General features: G+C 58.5%; 10 protein-coding genes. 9 read left to right on the top strand and 1 reads right to left on the bottom strand.

What is annotated here, in order from left to right:
* Positions 1-112: 112 nt before the first annotated feature.
* The gene (locus tag PQR62_RS01745) at positions 113-1,711 is read right to left on the bottom strand and encodes an FMN-binding glutamate synthase family protein (protein WP_408154143.1); all 1,599 of its coding nucleotides are present in this window, start codon (positions 1,709-1,711) and stop codon (positions 113-115) included.
* A gap of 378 nt (positions 1,712-2,089) precedes the next feature.
* Between PQR62_RS01745 and PQR62_RS01740 the strand changes: the two genes are divergently transcribed.
* The 9 genes from PQR62_RS01740 to typA all read left to right on the top strand — a co-directional run bounded on the left by PQR62_RS01740 (position 2,090) and on the right by typA (position 16,985).
* Positions 2,090-4,225 (top strand): putative bifunctional diguanylate cyclase/phosphodiesterase, encoded by a 2,136-nt coding sequence (locus tag PQR62_RS01740; RefSeq protein ID WP_408154141.1) that lies wholly within the window; start codon positions 2,090-2,092, stop codon positions 4,223-4,225.
* A gap of 471 nt (positions 4,226-4,696) precedes the next feature.
* Entirely contained in the window at positions 4,697-5,833 is a 1,137-nt protein-coding gene (gene scpB, locus PQR62_RS01735; RefSeq protein WP_408154139.1) for an SMC-Scp complex subunit ScpB, read from the top strand.
* Positions 5,820-7,814 carry a 23S rRNA pseudouridine(2605) synthase RluB gene (gene rluB, locus PQR62_RS01730; protein WP_408154137.1) on the top strand — a complete coding sequence of 665 codons (1,995 nt, stop codon included), beginning with the start codon at positions 5,820-5,822 and terminating at the stop codon, positions 7,812-7,814. The genes scpB and rluB overlap by 14 nt, the downstream gene beginning before the upstream one ends.
* Positions 7,815-8,178: 364 nt before the next feature.
* Positions 8,179-8,667 (top strand): ribosome maturation factor RimP, encoded by a 489-nt coding sequence (rimP, locus tag PQR62_RS01725; RefSeq protein ID WP_408154135.1) that lies wholly within the window; start codon positions 8,179-8,181, stop codon positions 8,665-8,667.
* Positions 8,664-10,226: a transcription termination factor NusA gene (gene nusA / locus PQR62_RS01720; RefSeq protein WP_408154133.1), complete on the top strand. Its 1,563-nt coding sequence runs from the start codon at positions 8,664-8,666 to the stop codon at positions 10,224-10,226. Before rimP ends, nusA begins: the two co-directional genes overlap by 4 nt.
* A gap of 50 nt (positions 10,227-10,276) precedes the next feature.
* On the top strand, positions 10,277-13,150 hold the full coding sequence (gene infB, locus PQR62_RS01715; protein WP_408154131.1) for a translation initiation factor IF-2: 2,874 nt from the start codon (positions 10,277-10,279) through the stop codon (positions 13,148-13,150).
* A gap of 142 nt (positions 13,151-13,292) precedes the next feature.
* The gene (rbfA, locus tag PQR62_RS01710) at positions 13,293-13,691 is read left to right on the top strand and encodes a 30S ribosome-binding factor RbfA (protein ID WP_408154129.1); all 399 of its coding nucleotides are present in this window, start codon (positions 13,293-13,295) and stop codon (positions 13,689-13,691) included.
* Between the two features lie 246 nt (positions 13,692-13,937).
* A complete protein-coding gene (truB, locus tag PQR62_RS01705) occupies positions 13,938-14,999 on the top strand; it encodes a tRNA pseudouridine(55) synthase TruB (protein WP_408154127.1) in 1,062 nt (353 codons plus the stop codon).
* A 150-nt stretch (positions 15,000-15,149) separates the two neighbouring features.
* Entirely contained in the window at positions 15,150-16,985 is a 1,836-nt protein-coding gene (typA, locus tag PQR62_RS01700; protein WP_408154125.1) for a translational GTPase TypA, read from the top strand.
* Positions 16,986-17,103 lie beyond the last annotated feature (118 nt).

Raw genomic sequence — 17,103 nt, 5'->3', positions numbered from 1 at the left:
GGGCTTTTTCATTGGGATCGTTGCTTGCGGAGCGATTCAGCAAATTTCCGTTCATCAGAAAATAGCCGCCCCGGTTCCGGCGCATGCAGCTCGCCATGCGCCGGCAGTCCGCTTAACCCAGCTGCGGATGAAAACTCTCTGCGCGTGCGATGGGCCAATATTTTTCATAGACCTGGTAGCGGAACTGCCCCGCCAGCAAATCGCCGGGCTCTAGATATTTCAGCAACTCCGACAGCAACTGGATCTCGTGATCGTTGATTCTGTGCACGATGTGATGCGGGCGCAGCGCCGAGGTGTGCGGCAAACCGGCTGCCTGCACCAGCTCCTGCAGAGCATGCAGCGTGCTTTGATGGAAGCGGTAGACGCGTTCGGCCTTGTCCGGCACCACCAGAGCGCGGGCCCGGACTTGATTTTGCGTGGCGACGCCGGTCGGGCAGCGGTCGGTATGGCAGCTTTGCGACTGGATGCAGCCCAGCGCAAACATGAAGCCGCGCGCCGAGTTGCACCAGTCGGCGCCGAGCGCCAGCGTGCGGGCAATGTCGAAGGCGGTGATGATCTTGCCGCTGGCGCCGATCTTGACCTTGTCGCGCAGGCCGATGCCGACCAGCGTGTTGTGCACCATCAGCAAGCCTTCCTGCAAGGGCATGCCGACGTGATCGACGAATTCCAGCGGGGCGGCGCCGGTGCCGCCTTCGGAGCCGTCGACCGTGATGAAGTCGGGCGTGATGCCGGTTTGCAGCATGGCTTTGGCAATGCCGAAGAATTCCCAGGGATGGCCGATGCACATCTTGATGCCGACCGGTTTGCCGCCCGACAGTTGGCGCAGCTTTTCGATGAATTCAAGCAGGCCGATCGGTGTCGAGAACGAGGAGTGCACCGCCGGCGAAATGCAGTCGATGCCCATGGGGATGCCGCGCGTGGCCGAAATCTCGGGTGTGATCTTGGCCGCCGGCAGTACGCCGCCGTGGCCGGGTTTGGCGCCTTGCGACAGCTTGACCTCGATCATCCTGATCTGCGGCGATTTGGCTTGCGCTGCGAATTTTTCATCGTCGAAGCTGCCATCGGCGTTGCGGCAGCCGAAATAGCCTGAGGCGACCTGCCACACCAGGTCGCCGCCGAATTCGCGGTGATAGGCCGATACCGAGCCTTCGCCGGTGTCATGCGCGAAATTTCCCTTCTTGGCGCCCTGATTCAGCGCGCGGATGGCATTGGCCGACAGCGAGCCGAAACTCATGGCCGATATATTGAAGACCGACATCGAATACGGCTGGGCGCGATGTTCGCCAACCGTCACGCGGAAGTCGTGACTGGCAATCTTGGTGGGCGATAGCGAATGGCCTATCCATTCATAACCTTGCTGCTGAACATCCAGTTCGGTGCCGAACGGCCGGCTGTCGACATCGGCCTTGGCGCGTTGGTAGACGATGCTGCGTTTCTTGCGAGAAAACGGTCGGCCGTCCATTTCGCCTTCGAAGAAGTATTGGCGCAGTTCCGGGCGGATGGCTTCGAACAGAAAGCGGAAATGGCCGATCAGCGGATAGTTGCGCAACACCGCATGGCGTTTCTGCAGGACATCGCGCAGTCCGACCGCGCTGAGCGCCAGCGGGATCACGATCCAGGCCCAACTGATCGCGTGGGTGCCGGCGCATGCCGCCAGCGCCAGGGTCAGGAGCACCAGCAGCCAAAGTGTCAGGTAGCGGTATGCCAGCATGTGAGTCTTCCTTGTTGTTATGAGCAGGGCGGTGGCCACATGGCTGCCCGGCAGAATGTTGTGCGATTCTACTGCGCAGCGGGGTAGACGGCTTGCGTCGAAATGAGGGGTGTTTCTTGTTGAATTGGCCAACTTGCCCTTGATTCATGCGCAGCCGCTGCATTTGCCGGGCTGGCGCCGGCTTGCGCGCTGCCATAAATCAGCTGCCGGTCAGCAGCTGAAATCGTGGAATGGCATTGTTATTGCTTATTGTGAGCACAGTATGCGTCTGCAGGGGGAGGGGCTAAAAATAACAAGAATCGGGCTGCCTGCACATCAATAAAAACGTCCAACCTGTTGTTCAGGGTTTTAGCGGGGATAGGATTCACCCTTCACTTTATGAAGATAGTCGCTTCGTCAATCAAGGCCGACCCAAGCCTTGTTTCCGCTCCTGCCAATCGCTCGCCACGCTTGCTGGAAACTTTGCTGGCCAACCTCGATGGCATGGTATATCGCCGCCGCGAGGATGAAAGCTGGGCCATGGAGTTCATCAGCGAGGGCTGCCTCGCGCTGACCGGATATTTGCCCGAAGATCTGTTGATGAATCAACTTGTTTCTTATGAGCAATTGATTCATGCCGATGATCGTCACATGGTGCGTGCACGCATTGCCGAAAGTCTGTCGCAGCAAAGCCGTTTTGAGATCGAGTACCGCATCGTGCGCGCCGATGGCCAGTTGCGCTGGGTGTGGGAGCGAGGCGTCGGCATCTTCAATCCCGACGGTAGCGTTGATGCGCTGGAAGGTTTTATTCAGGACATTACCGAGCGCAAGGAGTCCAATCAGGCGCTGCTTGAGGCGGAACGCCGTTACCGCAGCATCTTCGAAAACGCGATCGAAGGCGTGTTTCAGACTACGCCCAGTGGTGCCTACATTGCCGTCAATCCGGCGCTGGCGCGGATCTACGGTTATCGCTCGCCGGAAGATCTGATCGTCAGTCTGCGCGATATCCGGCATCAGCTGTATGTGGAAAACGAGCGTCGCGCCGAATTCATGCGCCTGATGGAGGAGGAGGGCTCGGTCTCCAATTTCGAATCGCGCGTGTATCGGCGCGATGGGGAAATCATCTGGATATCGGAAAACGCCCGCGCCGTACACGATGAAGCCGGGCAGTTGCTGTTTTATGAAGGCACCGTCGAGGCCATTACCGAGCGCAAGCTGTATGAGGCGGAGATCCGCCATCAGGCCACGCACGACGCCTTGACCGGGCTGCCCAACCGCACCATGTTGCACAACCACCTGCAGCGTGCGATTCAGATTCCGCGACAGAAAAGCGCGCTGACGGCAGTGGTGTTCGTCGATCTGGATCAGTTTAAATATATCAATGACAGCCTGGGCCACCAGATCGGCGACGAGTTGCTGAAGACGGTGGCGCAGCGCCTGGTTTCCTGCGTGCGCGACAGCGACATGGTGGCGCGCCAGGGGGGCGATGAATTCGTGCTGGTACTGGAAAATCAGGCGGACGAAAACAGTATTACCGAAGTCATGCAGCGCATTCTGACGGCGGTGGCTAAGCCCTGGCGCGCCGGCGACCGCGAGTTTCATATTACCTCCAGCATTGGCATCAGCCGTTATCCGACCGATGGCCGAGATGTTGAAACCTTGCTCAAGAACGCCGATTCGGCGATGTACAAAGCCAAGGAGCGCGGACGCAACAACTTCCAGTTCTTCGCGCGCTGGATGGATACGCAAGTCAGCAATCGCCTGGAAATGCTGGTCAGTCTGCGCCAGGCGCTGGACAAGGATGAATTCAAGCTGTTCTATCAGCCCAAGGTCAGTATTGCCGACGGCAGCATCATCGGCGCTGAGGCATTGATCCGTTGGCAATCGCCGGAGCAGGGCATGGTGGCGCCGGATCGCTTCATTCCGTTTGCAGAAGAGGCCGGCCTAATCGTGCCGATCGGCGAGTGGGTCTTGCGCACCGCCTGCGCTCAGAACAAGGCCTGGCAGGAAGCGGGCCTGCTGCAGATTCCGGTCGCCGTGAATCTGTCGCCGCGCCAGCTGGATCAGTCGCTGCCGGATTTTGTGCGCAAGGTGCTGACCGAAAGTGCTTTGTCGGCGCAGTGGCTGGAGCTGGAGATTACTGAAAACGTGGTGATGAAGGACGCCGAGAAGACTGTGGCGACGCTGAATGCCCTGAAGCAACTCGGACTGAAGATTTCGGTCGATGATTTCGGCACCGGTTATTCGAGCCTGAGCTATCTGCGCCGCTTTCCGGTGGATGCGCTGAAGATCGACAAGTCCTTCGTGCGCGACATTGCGCGCGATGCCGACAGCGCCGCGATCGTCAAGGCGGTGATTTCGCTGGCGCATATTCTCAATCTGCGGGTGATAGCCGAAGGCGTGGAGGATCATGAGCAATACAACTTCCTGCGCCAGAACGGCTGCGATGAAGTGCAGGGCTACTATTTCGGCAAGCCGATGTCGGTGGCTGATTTCACGCTGCGTCTGCAGCAGGAACAAAGCAGCGAGGAATGAAGCGCCATTGCAGCCACGCCCGGCCCGGTGCCAGCAGGCCTGTAAATAAGTGTCGAAGCCCTGCAACAAGCACCAAACGCGCAAATCTTTGTGCTAAACTCCGCGCAGTATATTTGGACTTAAGTGATGCGCATCGCAACTTCCGCCGCAAAAAAAGTCCAAAGCCGCAAGGCCAAGTTGAAAAAGGGTGCGAGAATTTAGCGATCCGTGATTTTGCTGGATTCAGCCGGATTTAGTTAGTTTCGCAGCCAGATCTTATTTTCCAGCTCATCTTCAACCTCCTATAAATCGGGCGCCGGAAAGCAGCATCAGCTGCGAACGTACAACGCAACCCATTTGCGCGTGCACAACTCCGTTGGCGTTGCGATGAAGCGCAGGCATGCAGCCGGGCCATTTGGCATTGGCTATGGTCTCGAACCATAGTTTTCAAGCCGCTAAATTTTTGTTAAACACGTCGCACAAGAGCCGTACATGGATATTGCTGAGGTCAAGAGAGTCCTCGAAACCGCATTGTTATGCACGCATGAGCCCCTATCGATCAATGATTTGAAGAAACTGTACGCCCAGGACGGCGAGCAGAGCGCGGTCAATAGCGACACCCTCAAGCAATTGCTTGAAGAGTTGCGTGGCGACTGGGCAGATAAGGGCGTAGAGATTGTCAGCTTGTCGACGGGATGGCGTTTTCAGAGCCGCGCCGACATGAAGGTGTACCTGGACAGGCTGCATCCTGAGAAACCGCCTAAATATACGCGCGCTACCCTTGAAACTCTGGCCATCATTGCCTATCGTCAGCCGGTGACCCGCGGCGATATCGAAGAAATTCGCGGTGTGGCGGTCAATACGCAGACCATCAGAATGCTGGAAGAGCGCGGCTGGATTGAATCCATCGGCCATCGCGATGTGCCTGGCCGTCCTGCCTTGTTCGCTACGACGCGCAAGTTCCTCGACGATCTGGGGCTGACTTCGCTGGATCAACTGCCGGCATTGCAGAACGTCGGTGCCGACGGTGCTGCGCAAGGCGCGCTGCTGGAGTTGCAGGCGCTGGAAGCAGGTCTGGGTCAAGCCTCGGCAGAAGAAATGGCGATAGACGAGGCCGAGTTCGGTGTTGATGCCGGGCCGGATCTGCTGACGCAGGCCGAGCTGCCGGTCGATTCCGTAGCTGAAGAAAGTGTTGATGCCGAGTTTGCCGACGAGTCTGATGGCACCGCTCAGGCCGTCAGCTCGGAAGATGCCGCCATGAGCAGCGATGTGGCTTCTGCGTTTGATTCAGTTGAGGCGGATGATCATGTGCTCGCCGAAGATGCAGTTGTTGAGCTTGAGGTCGAACATGATCTGGAGTTTACTGGAGAGGCCGGCATCGAATCCCAAATCGTGCCGCCGCTGGAGTCCGAGTCGCCGGTTCAATTGGCTGCAATGGAAATTGAAACAGGCACGGAAAATTCAGAACCTTTTGCCGAGCAGCTTGCCGTAGAAGAAAAAGCAGCCACGCCAGCTGCCGCATTAGCACTAAATACAGAAGAAACCGATTCCCCCGATCCGGCATCCGAGCAGAAAAAAGCTGCCGAGTCCGATCTGCACAACCACGATTCGAATAATGAAACCAACTAGTCCCAAAGACGAGCAAGCTGTCGATGTTATCGCGACAGGCGCAGATGCGTCTGCTGCCGCCAAGCCGGTGAAAAAGCGTACCCGCAAAGTGGTCGAGGCCGATGCCGTCGAGGCGCCGGTGACTGCTGTCGCCGCTGAAGCCGGTGACGAGGCTGCGCCGAAGAAGCGCGCGCCACGCGCCAAGAAGCCAAAGGAAGAGGCTCCGGCACTTGCCGTGGAAGCCGCTGTCGAGCAATCGGCTCCAGTGGCGGAGAAGTCTGTCAAGGCTGCGGCTGCAAAGACGCCGAAGCCGCGCGCTCCGCGCGCCAAGCCGTCGGTTGAAACCAAGCCGGCTGTCGAGAAGGCTCAGTTGTCGTTCGATATGGCCCCGGCAGCATCTGCTCCGGCATCTGCCGAGTCGCCCAAGGTGATCGTGACGGTTGGTGAGGAAGTATCGGCGCCGCCGGTTCTGCTGGACGCTCCCAACGAAAACGCCAATCGCAACAAGCCCGCGCGTCGTGGCGTGCGTGGCCCGCGCGCATTGCGCAACAACCGGGCAGCGCAACGCGCCGCAGCAACCGACGGTGAAGTCGCTCAGCCGGCGGTTGCAGAGGCTGGGAATGACGGCGCGAGCCAGGAAGTGCGTCCGCAGCAGGCACGTGGCCAGCATCAGCGTGTGCCGGGTGCATTCGGCACGCAACCGGGCAAGGGCGGCAAGAAGCAGCCCTTCGTCAAAGGTCATAACAAGCCGAAGGCGCCGCAACTGGGTTTGCGCGCCGAACCGTCGGACGATATTTTTTCCTTCGTGACCTCGGAAGCTTTCGATCAGGAAGAGGGCGGCAAGTCGCGTGCATCGCATGTGATGCGCGGCAAGAATGGTCGTCGCGACCTGACCGCGGAGGATGATGCGCCAAAGCTGCACAAGGTGCTGGCTGAAGGCGGTCTGGGTTCGCGTCGCGATATGGAAGAATTGATCGTCGCCGGCCGTGTGTCCGTCAACGGCGAACCGGCGCACATCGGTCAGCGCATTTTGCCGACCGATCAAGTGCGTATCAACGGCAAGCTGTTGCAGCGTAAAGTCAGCAAGAAGCCACCGCGCGTGCTGGTGTATCACAAGCCGTCCGGTGAAATCGTCAGTCACAGCGACCCTGAAGGCCGTAGTTCTGTTTTTGATCGTTTGCCCAACATGAAGGCCGCCAAATGGCTGGCCGTCGGCCGCTTGGATTTCAATACCGAAGGTCTGCTGTTGTTCACGACTTCCGGCGACCTGGCGAATCGTCTGATGCATCCGCGTTACAACATCGAGCGTGAATACGCCGTGCGTACGCTGGGCGAACTGGAGGAGGGCATGCGCCAGAAGCTGTTGTCCGGCGTTGAGCTCGATGATGGCATTGCGCAGTTCTCCCGTATCGCCGATGGCGGTGGCGAAGGCGTCAACAAGTGGTATCGCGTCACGATCGGCGAGGGCCGTAATCGCGAAGTGCGCCGCATGTTCGAAGCGATAGGTCTGACCGTGTCGCGCCTGATTCGCACCCGTTACGGCGCGATGACTTTGCCGCAAGGTCTGAAGCGCGGGCGTTGGGAAGAGCTGGAAGAAAATGAAGTCCGAGGCATGATGGCTGCCTGTGGCCTGGAAAAGCAAGCCGAGCAAAAAGGCTCCGGCAAAGGCCAGGGGCAGAGCAACGGCAATAGCTTTGGCAATGGCGGTAACCAGATGCGTGGCGGCAATCATGCGCCGCAGAACAAAGGTCCGCAGCAACGTCGCAACAGCAATGGCGGCGGCCAATGGCAGCAAGGTAATGGCAATGGTAACGGCGGCGGCAATGGCAACAAAGCTGGTGGCGGTCAGCCGCGCAGCCGTCAGCCGGATCCTTTGCAAACGGCGCTGGGTTTCCCCGATGCCGGGCAAGGTCGTCGCAACAACAATCGTCCGCAGCGCAACAACAGCGGCATGCCGATGTCGGGAATGCCGGGTCTGCCGCGTCGCCGTTCGCGCGGTTGATTGTCGGCTGGCTTGATGGTGATGTGAGCGAAGTGGGTGCCGGTGTTGCTGATGGCGTTGCACTTCGCTGATTGATTGGTAGCTCTGAATTGTCTTTGTGGCAATTTTTTGCGGCGGTGTAGGCCGCCGTATGCAATCCGCCCGGATTCATGAATTGCCGCACATACCGTAATCGGTTATAATGCGCAAGTTAACACAGCCAGTCACGGATAATTTGTGAGTAAAGCTTAACGAGATGCGTGGCCGGTTGTATGAAACATAATAAAGATGGGCGGATGCCCATTTTTTTTTTGCTGATCAAATTCTGATGTCGGCCTGAGACGCGGTTTATGTGTCATGCCGCTGTCATTACGGAGAAATAGTCTTGCAATTGCTTGAACTGATCGAGACCACCCTGAAGGGCATGGGATACGAACTGGTTGATTTCGAAAAAGCCGCACGCGGTTTGCTGCGCATCTACATCGATTTCCCGTTCGAACAGGCCGAAAAGGGTTCGATCACCGTTGAAGATTGCGAGAAGGTCACGCATCAGCTGGTGCACGTATTCACGGTCGAAAATGTGGCCTACGAGCGACTCGAGATTTCGTCGCCAGGTCTGGATCGCCCGCTGAAGAAACTGAATGATTATCTGCGGTTCGCAGATGCGGAAGCCATCATTAAATTGCGTGTGCCGATGCCCAATACCTCGAATCGCAAAACTTACCAGGGCCTGCTGCGCGCGCCCGAAGGTGAAAGTCTGAAACTGGAATTTGAAGCAAATGATGGGTCGGCAGCGGTGTTGAGTTTCACGCTGGCCGATGTGGATAAGGCACACCTGGTGCCGCAGGTCGATTTTAGGAGTCGCAAAGCATGAGTCGCGAAGTTTTGTTATTGGTCGATGCGCTGGCGCGCGAAAAGAACGTCGATAAAGAAGTGGTTTTCGGTGCACTGGAACACGCACTGGCACAAGCCACCAAGAAGCGCTACGAAGGTGAAGTCGACATTCGCGTATCGATCGATCGTGAAAGCGGAGAATTCGAATCCTTCCGCCGCTGGCACGTGGTGCCTGATGAGGCCGGTCTGCAACTGCCTGACCAGGAAGTGCTGCATTTCGAAGCCAAGGAACAGATCCCTGATATTCAGGTGGATGAGTACATCGAAGAAGCCATTGAGTCGGTTGAGTTCGGTCGTCGTTTTGCGCAGGACACCAAGCAGGTCGTGCTGCAGCGTATTCGTGATGCCGAGCGTGAGCAGATTCTGGCCGACTTCCTGGAACGCGGCGATTCGCTGGTCACCGGCACCATCAAGCGTATGGAGCGCGGCGATGCCATCGTCGAGTCCGGCAAGGTGGAAGCCCGCCTGCCGCGCGATCAGATGATCCCCAAGGAAAACCTGCGTATCGGCGATCGCGTCCGTGCTTATATCCTGCGCATCGATCGCAATGCACGCGGCCCTCAGGTGATTCTGTCGCGCACCGCGCCTGAATTCATCATGAAGCTGTTCGAGCTGGAAGTGCCGGAAATCGAGCAAGGCTCGCTGGAAATCAAGTCGGCAGCACGCGACGCCGGCGTGCGCGCCAAGATCGCCGTGTTTACTGCAGACAAGCGCATCGACCCTATCGGCACCTGCGTCGGCATGCGCGGTTCGCGCGTGCAGGCCGTGACCGGTGAGCTGGGCGGCGAGCGTGTTGACATCGTGCTGTGGTCGGAAGATCCGGCGCAGTTCGTCATCGGCGCGCTGGCGCCGGCCAATGTCAGCTCCATCGTCGTGGATGAAGAAAAGCACGCCATGGACGTCGTTGTGGACGAAGAGAACCTGGCGATCGCCATCGGTCGCGGCGGCCAGAACGTGCGTCTTGCTGCTGAACTGACTGGCTGGCAAATCAACATCATGACGGCCGAGGAATCGGCCGACAAGTCGGCGCTTGAAACCGCCGCAATCCGTACGCTGTTCATGGAAAAGCTGGATGTCGACCAGGAAGTGGCCGACATTCTGGTGGAAGAAGGTTTTGCCAGCCTGGAAGAAATCGCCTATGTGCCGATTACTGAAATGCTGGAGATCGAATCGTTTGACGAAGAAACGGTGAATGAACTGCGTAACCGTGCCCGTGACGCGCTGGTGACGGAAGCGATTGCTTCCGAAGAAGGCCTGGAAGGCATGGACGACGCACTGATCAATTTTGAAGGTCTGGATCGTGTCCTGGCCGGCAAGCTTGGTCTGGCGGGTATCAAGACCCTGGCGGCTTTTGCCGCACTGGCGTATGACGAGTTTGGCGCGATTCTGGCTTTGCCGGCCGAGCGCGCACGCCAGTTGATTGACAATGCATTTGAAGATGTGACCGACGATGAAATGAAGCTCATCGATGCCAAATACGATGAGCGAGCCAAGGCTCTGCAAGCCAAGGCATGGAGCGCGGCGGAAGCCGAGCATTGAAGCGCAGCTCCATCACATCATCTGCCGAGCCACATAGAAAAGAGGACTGAATGGCGAGTAACAACGTAGCCCAATTTGCCACCGAGCTGAAAATGCCGGCGGATCTGCTGCTGACCCAGTTAAAGTCGGCCGGGGTTGAAAAAAGCTCTGAATCCGATGCCCTGTCGAAGGAAGACAAGGATCGTTTGCTCGAGCATCTGCGTCGAGCGCGTGGTGCTGCGCCGGAAGGCGAGAAGAAAAAGATCACGCTGACACGCAAAGAAACCACCGAAATCAAGCAGGCCGATGCAACCGGCAAGTCGCGCACCATTCAGGTCGAAGTGCGCAAGAAGCGTACCTTCATCAAGCGCGATGAGTCGGCTCCTGACGAAGCCGCTGCACGTCCGGCCGGTGCCGCTGCGCCTGTGGCTGATCCTGCAGAAGAAGCACGTCAGGCAGAAGAAGCGCGTCAGCAGGCTGAGCTGATCGCACGCCAGGAAGCTGAATTGTTGGCCAAGCAAGAACGTCTGGCGCAACTGGAGGCTGAAAAGGCCGCCCAGGCCAAGGCCGATGAGCAGGAGCAGCAACGCGCCAAGGCAGAGGCTGAAGCCGAAGCTGCACGCGCCGCTGCCGACGCTGCTGCTAAAGCCAAGGCCAGTGCCAGCGCGAAGGAAAGCGCCGCACCTGTTGCCGCGGTGGATCCGGCGGAAGAAGAGAAAAAGCGTGTCGCTGCTGATGAAGCCAAGAAGAAGGCTGCTGATGCCGCGAAGGTCGCCAGCGAGCGTACTGCTGCTACCGAACGCGCACGCAAGGCGGTGGAAGACGAAGTCGCCCAGATCAAGGCCATGATGAATGCGCCGCGCCGGGTGATCAAGGCTCCCGAGCCTGCACCGGTCGTCGCCAAGACATCCGAAGGCACGTTGCACAAGCCGGCTGACAAGAAGCCGGGCGAGAAGAAGGACGACAAGAAACCGGCGGTTGTGGTCGACAAGAAATCGATCAAGTCGGCCAATGTGTCCTCGACCTGGCAGGATGATGCGAAGAAGCGTCCGGGCGGCGGCGCTGGCGGTGGCATGAAGTCACGCGGCAACTCCGGCGGTGGCCGGGACGGCTGGCGCGGTGCAAAGGGCCGTCGTCATTCGAACCACGACGACCACGAAAGCAATTTCCAGGCGCCGACTGAAGCCGTCATCAAGGACGTCTACGTGCCGGAAACCATCACTGTCGCCGAAGTGGCGCACAAGATGGCAGTCAAGGCTTCCGAGGTCATCAAGCATTTGATGAAGCTAGGTCAGATGGTCACCATCAACCAGGTGCTGGATCAGGAAACTGCCATGATTCTGGTGGAAGAAATGGGCCATCGCGCTCATGCCGCCAAACTGGACGATCCTGAAGCGCTGCTGGAAGAAGGCGACGGCCATGCCGACGCCGAACTGATCCCACGCGCCCCGGTCGTTACCGTCATGGGTCACGTTGACCACGGTAAAACGTCGCTGCTGGATTACATCCGTCGCACCAAGGTGGCGTCGGGCGAAGCCGGCGGCATCACGCAGCACATCGGCGCATACCACGTCGAAACGCCGCGCGGCATGATCACCTTCCTCGACACCCCGGGCCACGAAGCGTTTACCGCTATGCGTGCCCGCGGCGCCAAGGCGACCGACATCGTTATTCTGGTGGTGGCGGCCGACGACGGCGTGATGCCGCAGACCAAGGAGGCGATTGCTCATGCGAAAGCCGGCGGCGTGCCGCTGGTTGTGGCGATCAACAAGATCGACAAGCCGGGCAGCAATCTGGATCGCGTCAAGCAGGAACTGATCGCCGAAGGCGTCGTGCCGGAAGAATACGGTGGCGAATCGCCATTCATTTCGGTATCGGCCAAGACCGGCGAAGGCATCGACTCCTTGCTGGAGCAGGTGCTGTTGCAAGCCGAAGTTCTGGAACTGACCTCGCCGATCGATGTGCCGGCCCGTGGTCTGGTGATTGAAGCCAAGCTGGACAAGGGCCGTGGCCCGGTGGCAACGATTCTGGTGCAGTCGGGTACCTTGAAGCGCGGCGATGTCGTGCTGGCAGGTTCATCCTACGGTCGCGTTCGTGCGATGCTGGACGAAAACGGCAAGAGCATCTCGGAAGCAGGTCCGTCGATCCCGGTCGAAATTCAAGGTCTGACAGAAGTGCCGTCGGCCGGTGAAGAAGTGCTGGTGATGTCGGATGAGCGCAAGGCCCGTGAAATCGGTCTGTTCCGTCAAGGCAAGTTCCGCGACGTCAAGCTGGCCAAGCAGCAGGCCGCGAAGCTGGAAAACATGTTCGACCAGATGGCCGAAGGCGAGGTCAAGAACCTGCCGATGATCATCAAGACCGACGTCCAGGGTTCGCTGGAAGCGCTGGTGCAATCGCTGCAGAAACTGTCCAACTCCGAAGTGCGTGTACAGGTTGTGCACGCTGCGGTGGGCGGCATCAGCGAAAACGACGTCAACCTCGCGGTGGCATCGAAGGCGGTCATCATCGGCTTCAACACCCGTGCCGATGCATCCGCACGCAAGCTGGCCGAGGCCAATGGCGTCGACATCCGTTACTACAACATCATTTACGATGCGGTGGACGAGGTGAAGGCTGCGATGTCGGGCATGCTGTCCCCGGAAAAGCGCGAACAGGCGCTGGGTCTGGTCGAGATTCGTCAGGTGTTCGTGGTCAGCAAGGTCGGCTCGATCGCCGGCTGCTACGTGCTGGAAGGCCTGGTCAAGCGCGGTTCTCAAGTCCGTCTGCTGCGCAACAATGTAGTGTTGTGGACTGGCGAGCTGGATTCGCTGAAGCGCTTCAAGGACGACGTCAAGGAAGTCAAGTTCGGCTTCGAGTGCGGTCTGTCGCTGAAGAACTACAACGACATCCAGGTCGGCGATCAGCTGGAAATCTTCGAAGTCCAGGAAATCGCACGTACGCTGTAAAACATTCCGCTCCGGCGTCGGCAGCATTCTTGCTGGCCGCCGGAGTGCGGAAACATCAGTTTGAATCGATAGCATTGTCCGTCGTAGCAACGCAGTGACTCTGGTCTTGCATCGCCTGCGACGGATTCTTTTTTTTTAGAGCATGGCAAAACATAGCAAATCCATTCCAGCACGCGGTCTGCGTGTCGCCGATCAGATTCAGCGCGATCTGTCGGAGATCATCGCATTCGAGTTGAAAGACCCGCGTGTGGGGATGATCACGATTACCGAAGTGCAGGTCACCCCGGATTACGCGCACGCGAAGATTTTCTTTACCACCCTGAAGGACGATGCCGAGGCGGTGAAAAACACGGTCACCGCTCTGCGTACCGCGGCTGGTTTCCTGCGCAATCAGTTGGGCCGTCGTCTGCATATCCACACCTTGCCGGAGCTGCATTTCGTGCACGACAATTCGACCGTACGCGGTATCGAGATGTCGCGCCTGATCGATGAGGCCAACGCCACTCGTGCCAAGGATGCAGACGAAGATCCTCAGAAGTAAGCTGGCGACGAGTGCGGCACGGGTATCGGATAAGTAATCGTCGGATAGCCGCTGTACCCGGAGTTGGCAGTCAGAAATGCGCTGTGAAGGATTGAGCCGATATTTGATTTTCCGCGCTCTCCACGCGACGTAATCCTCGTGTCCGGAATGTGATTCCGGCAAGAACAATAAGATCAAACACTGAAACAAGGCTGCGCGCATTGCCTATTGCATGCTGCGGCCGCTTTTTGAATGGCAGATTTCCAGATGGCGTCCGATTTGCCTTCCACACAGAATCCGGTCCTGGCACCGGTTGGCGATATTCCGGCCCGGCCGAAGAAAAAGCAGCAACGCAACGCACAGGCGCCGCGCATCCCACGCGAACCGGTGCATGGCGTACTGTTGCTCGACAAGGCCGTAGGCTGGTCGAGCAACGACGCGCTGATCAAAGCCAAGCGCATGCTGAACGCGATGAAGGCTGGGCATACCGGCACGCTCGATCCATTCGCGACCGGTCTCTTGCCATTGTGCTTTGGCGAAGCGACCAAGTTTTCGCAGGACTTGCTGGAAGCCGACAAGAGTTACGAAGCCACCGTGCATCTGGGCATCAAGACCAACACCGGCGATACCGAAGGCGAAGTGCTGGCTGAGTTGCCGGTCGATGTCAGCGTTGAGCAGATCGAGCAGGTGCTGGTGCAATTTCGCGGCGATATTCAGCAGGTGCCGCCCATGCATTCCGCGCTCAAGCGCGACGGCAAGCCTTTGTATGAATATGCGCGGGCGGGTATCACGCTCGAGCGAGAAGCGCGCGCTGTGACGATTCATGCGCTGGAGTTGCTGGAGTATCAGGCGCCGCTGTTGCGCATTCGTGTGGTGTGCAGCAAAGGCACCTACATCCGCGTGCTGGGCGAAGACATCGGTACAGCGCTGGGATGCGGTGCGCATTTGCAAGCCTTGCGCCGTATCGGCGTCGGTGCGCTGACGCTGGAGCATGCCGTGACGCTGGAGCAGTTCGAACAGCTCGGCCTGGCTGGCGCTGATGCAGAATCGGGGCCGGCAGCGATCGCCGCCCGCCGGCAAACACTGCTGCCGGTGGATGGTCTGCTGCAGACTTTTCCGATGGTCAGCTTGCCGGATGAATTGGCGCGCCGCTTCATGCAGGGCCAGCGACTGGCCTTGGGCAAAGAGGGGGTGCCGGCGCCCGAACAGCAGGGCCGGGTGCGCGTGTATCGCAGTGCCGACGGTGTATTGCTGGGCACCGGGCTATTGCAGGAGTATTCGATTCTGGCGCCGGAGCGGCTGATTTCAACTGCCGCCACCAGCGCCTGAAGCAGGTTTTTTCACCGCCTTTTCACCGCCCTTGCGGGTGTCGCGGAGAGGCAGCAAGCCGTTGAAATTATTAGGCTTTTTAAAGTTCGTGCGTCGCACCATGCTATAATGCGCGCCTTCCAGGATCAGGCAGACCAACTTAACTCAATCATGTCAAACAATAAACGCGCTATTCGCAACATCGCCATCATCGCCCACGTTGACCATGGCAAAACCACCCTCGTCGACCAATTGCTGCGCCAGTCCGGTACTTTCCGCGACAATCAGCAAGTGGACGCCCGCGTGATGGACTCCAACGATATTGAAAAAGAGCGCGGCATCACGATTCTGTCGAAGAACTGCGCCGTTGAATACAAGGGCACCCACATCAATATCGTCGACACCCCAGGCCACGCCGATTTCGGCGGTGAGGTCGAGCGCGTGCTGTCGATGGTCGACAGCGTGCTGCTGCTGGTGGATGCGCAAGAAGGTCCGATGCCGCAAACGCGTTTCGTGACCCGCAAGGCACTGGCGCTGGGCCTGAAGCCTATCGTCGTGGTCAACAAGATCGACCGCGAAAACGCCGATCCGCAGAAGGCCGTCAACGCCACTTTCGAACTGTTCGACAAGCTGGGCGCAACCGACGAGCAACTGGATTTCCCTATCGTTTATGCATCGGGCTTCAAGGGCTATGCCGGTCTGGAAGACAGCGTGCGCGAAGGCAACATGGAGCCGCTGTTCGACGCGATCCTGGAACACGTTCCTGCGCGTGAAGATGACCCGGACGGTCCACTGCAACTGCAAATCACTTCGCTGGAATACTCGTCCTACGTCGGCAAGATCGGCGTTGGCCGTATCCTGCGCGGTCGCGTCAAGGCACTGCAAGACGTGGTCTGGATGAACGGTCCTGACGACAAGCCAACCAAGGCACGCATCAACCAGGTGCTGACTTTCCGCGGTCTGGATCGCGTGCTGGTCGATGAAGCGCTGGCCGGCGACATCGTGCTGATCAACGGTATCGAAGAAATCAGCATCGGTTCGACCATCTGTGCCCCGGATACCCCGGAAGGCCTGCCGATGCTCAAGATCGACGAGCCGACCCTGACCATGAACTTCATGGTCAACAGCTCGCCGCTGGCCGGCCGCGAAGGCAAGTTCGTGACCACACGTCAGATCCGCGATCGTCTGGACCGCGAACTGAAATCCAACATGGCGCTGCGCGTGGTGCAGGCTGAAAACGACGACTCGACCTACGAAGTGTCGGGCCGTGGTGAATTGCACCTGACCATTCTGATCGAAAACATGCGTCGCGAAGGCTACGAGCTGGCCGTGTCGCGTCCACGCGTGGTGTTCAAGATGGTGGATGGCGTGCGCCACGAGCCGTACGAAAACCTGACCGTCGACGTCGAAGAAACCAGCCAGGGCGGCGTGATGGAAGAACTGGGTCGTCGTCGCGGCGATCTGCAGAACATGGAACCGGACGGCAAGGGGCGCGTTCGTCTGGAATACCGTATTCCTGCACGTGGCCTGATCGGCTTCCAGGGCGAATTCATGACGCTGACACGCGGCACAGGTCTGATGAGCCACGTGTTCGACGAATACGCTGCAGTCGACAACAGCAAGGGTGAGCTGGGCGGTCGTCGCAACGGCGTGCTGATTTCTCAGGACGACGGTGCTGCCGTGGCCTACGCCATCTGGAAGCTGCAAGATCGCGGCCGCATGTTCGTGAGCCACAACGATCCGGTCTACGAAGGCATGATCATCGGCATCCACTCGCGCGACAACGATCTGGTGGTCAACCCGATCAAGGGCAAGCAACTGACCAACGTGCGTTCGTCGGGTACCGACGAAGCGGTGCGCCTGGTCCCACCGATCGAAATGTCGCTGGAATATGCGGTTGAATTCATTGACGACGACGAACTGGTCGAAGTGACACCGAAGAGCATTCGTCTGCGCAAGCGTTTCCTGAAGGAACACGAGCGCAAGAAGGCATCGCGCGACGCGTAATAGATGTGCAAGTGAGAAGTTGAAGGAGCGGGGCGCGTATTGAGCTGTGTTGTTTATTGTGCTGATATCTTATTTGTGAATACCTGATATCAGCATAATAAAGCGGACGAGTATGATG

It is taken from the genome of Herbaspirillum lusitanum (genome assembly GCF_046025995.1).
In the GTDB taxonomy this organism is placed as follows: domain Bacteria; phylum Pseudomonadota; class Gammaproteobacteria; order Burkholderiales; family Burkholderiaceae_D; genus Herbaspirillum; species Herbaspirillum lusitanum_A.
The sequence above is the reverse complement of the archived record's forward strand: the minus strand, read 5'-3'. Positions and strand labels throughout refer to the sequence as shown.

What these genes read in the sequence shown, in the direction of transcription:
- PQR62_RS01745 (WP_408154143.1), bottom strand. Translation starts at nt 1,711, where the DNA reads ATGCTGGCATACCGCTACCTGACACTTTGGCTGCTGGTGCTCCTGACC.
- scpB (WP_408154139.1), top strand. Translation starts at nt 4,697, where the DNA reads ATGGATATTGCTGAGGTCAAGAGAGTCCTCGAAACCGCATTGTTATGC.
- infB (WP_408154131.1), top strand. Translation starts at nt 10,277, where the DNA reads ATGGCGAGTAACAACGTAGCCCAATTTGCCACCGAGCTGAAAATGCCG.
- PQR62_RS01740 (WP_408154141.1), top strand. Translation starts at nt 2,090, where the DNA reads ATGAAGATAGTCGCTTCGTCAATCAAGGCCGACCCAAGCCTTGTTTCC.
- rluB (WP_408154137.1), top strand. Translation starts at nt 5,820, where the DNA reads ATGAAACCAACTAGTCCCAAAGACGAGCAAGCTGTCGATGTTATCGCG.
- rbfA (WP_408154129.1), top strand. Translation starts at nt 13,293, where the DNA reads ATGGCAAAACATAGCAAATCCATTCCAGCACGCGGTCTGCGTGTCGCC.
- truB (WP_408154127.1), top strand. Translation starts at nt 13,938, where the DNA reads ATGGCGTCCGATTTGCCTTCCACACAGAATCCGGTCCTGGCACCGGTT.
- typA (WP_408154125.1), top strand. Translation starts at nt 15,150, where the DNA reads ATGTCAAACAATAAACGCGCTATTCGCAACATCGCCATCATCGCCCAC.
- nusA (WP_408154133.1), top strand. Translation starts at nt 8,664, where the DNA reads ATGAGTCGCGAAGTTTTGTTATTGGTCGATGCGCTGGCGCGCGAAAAG.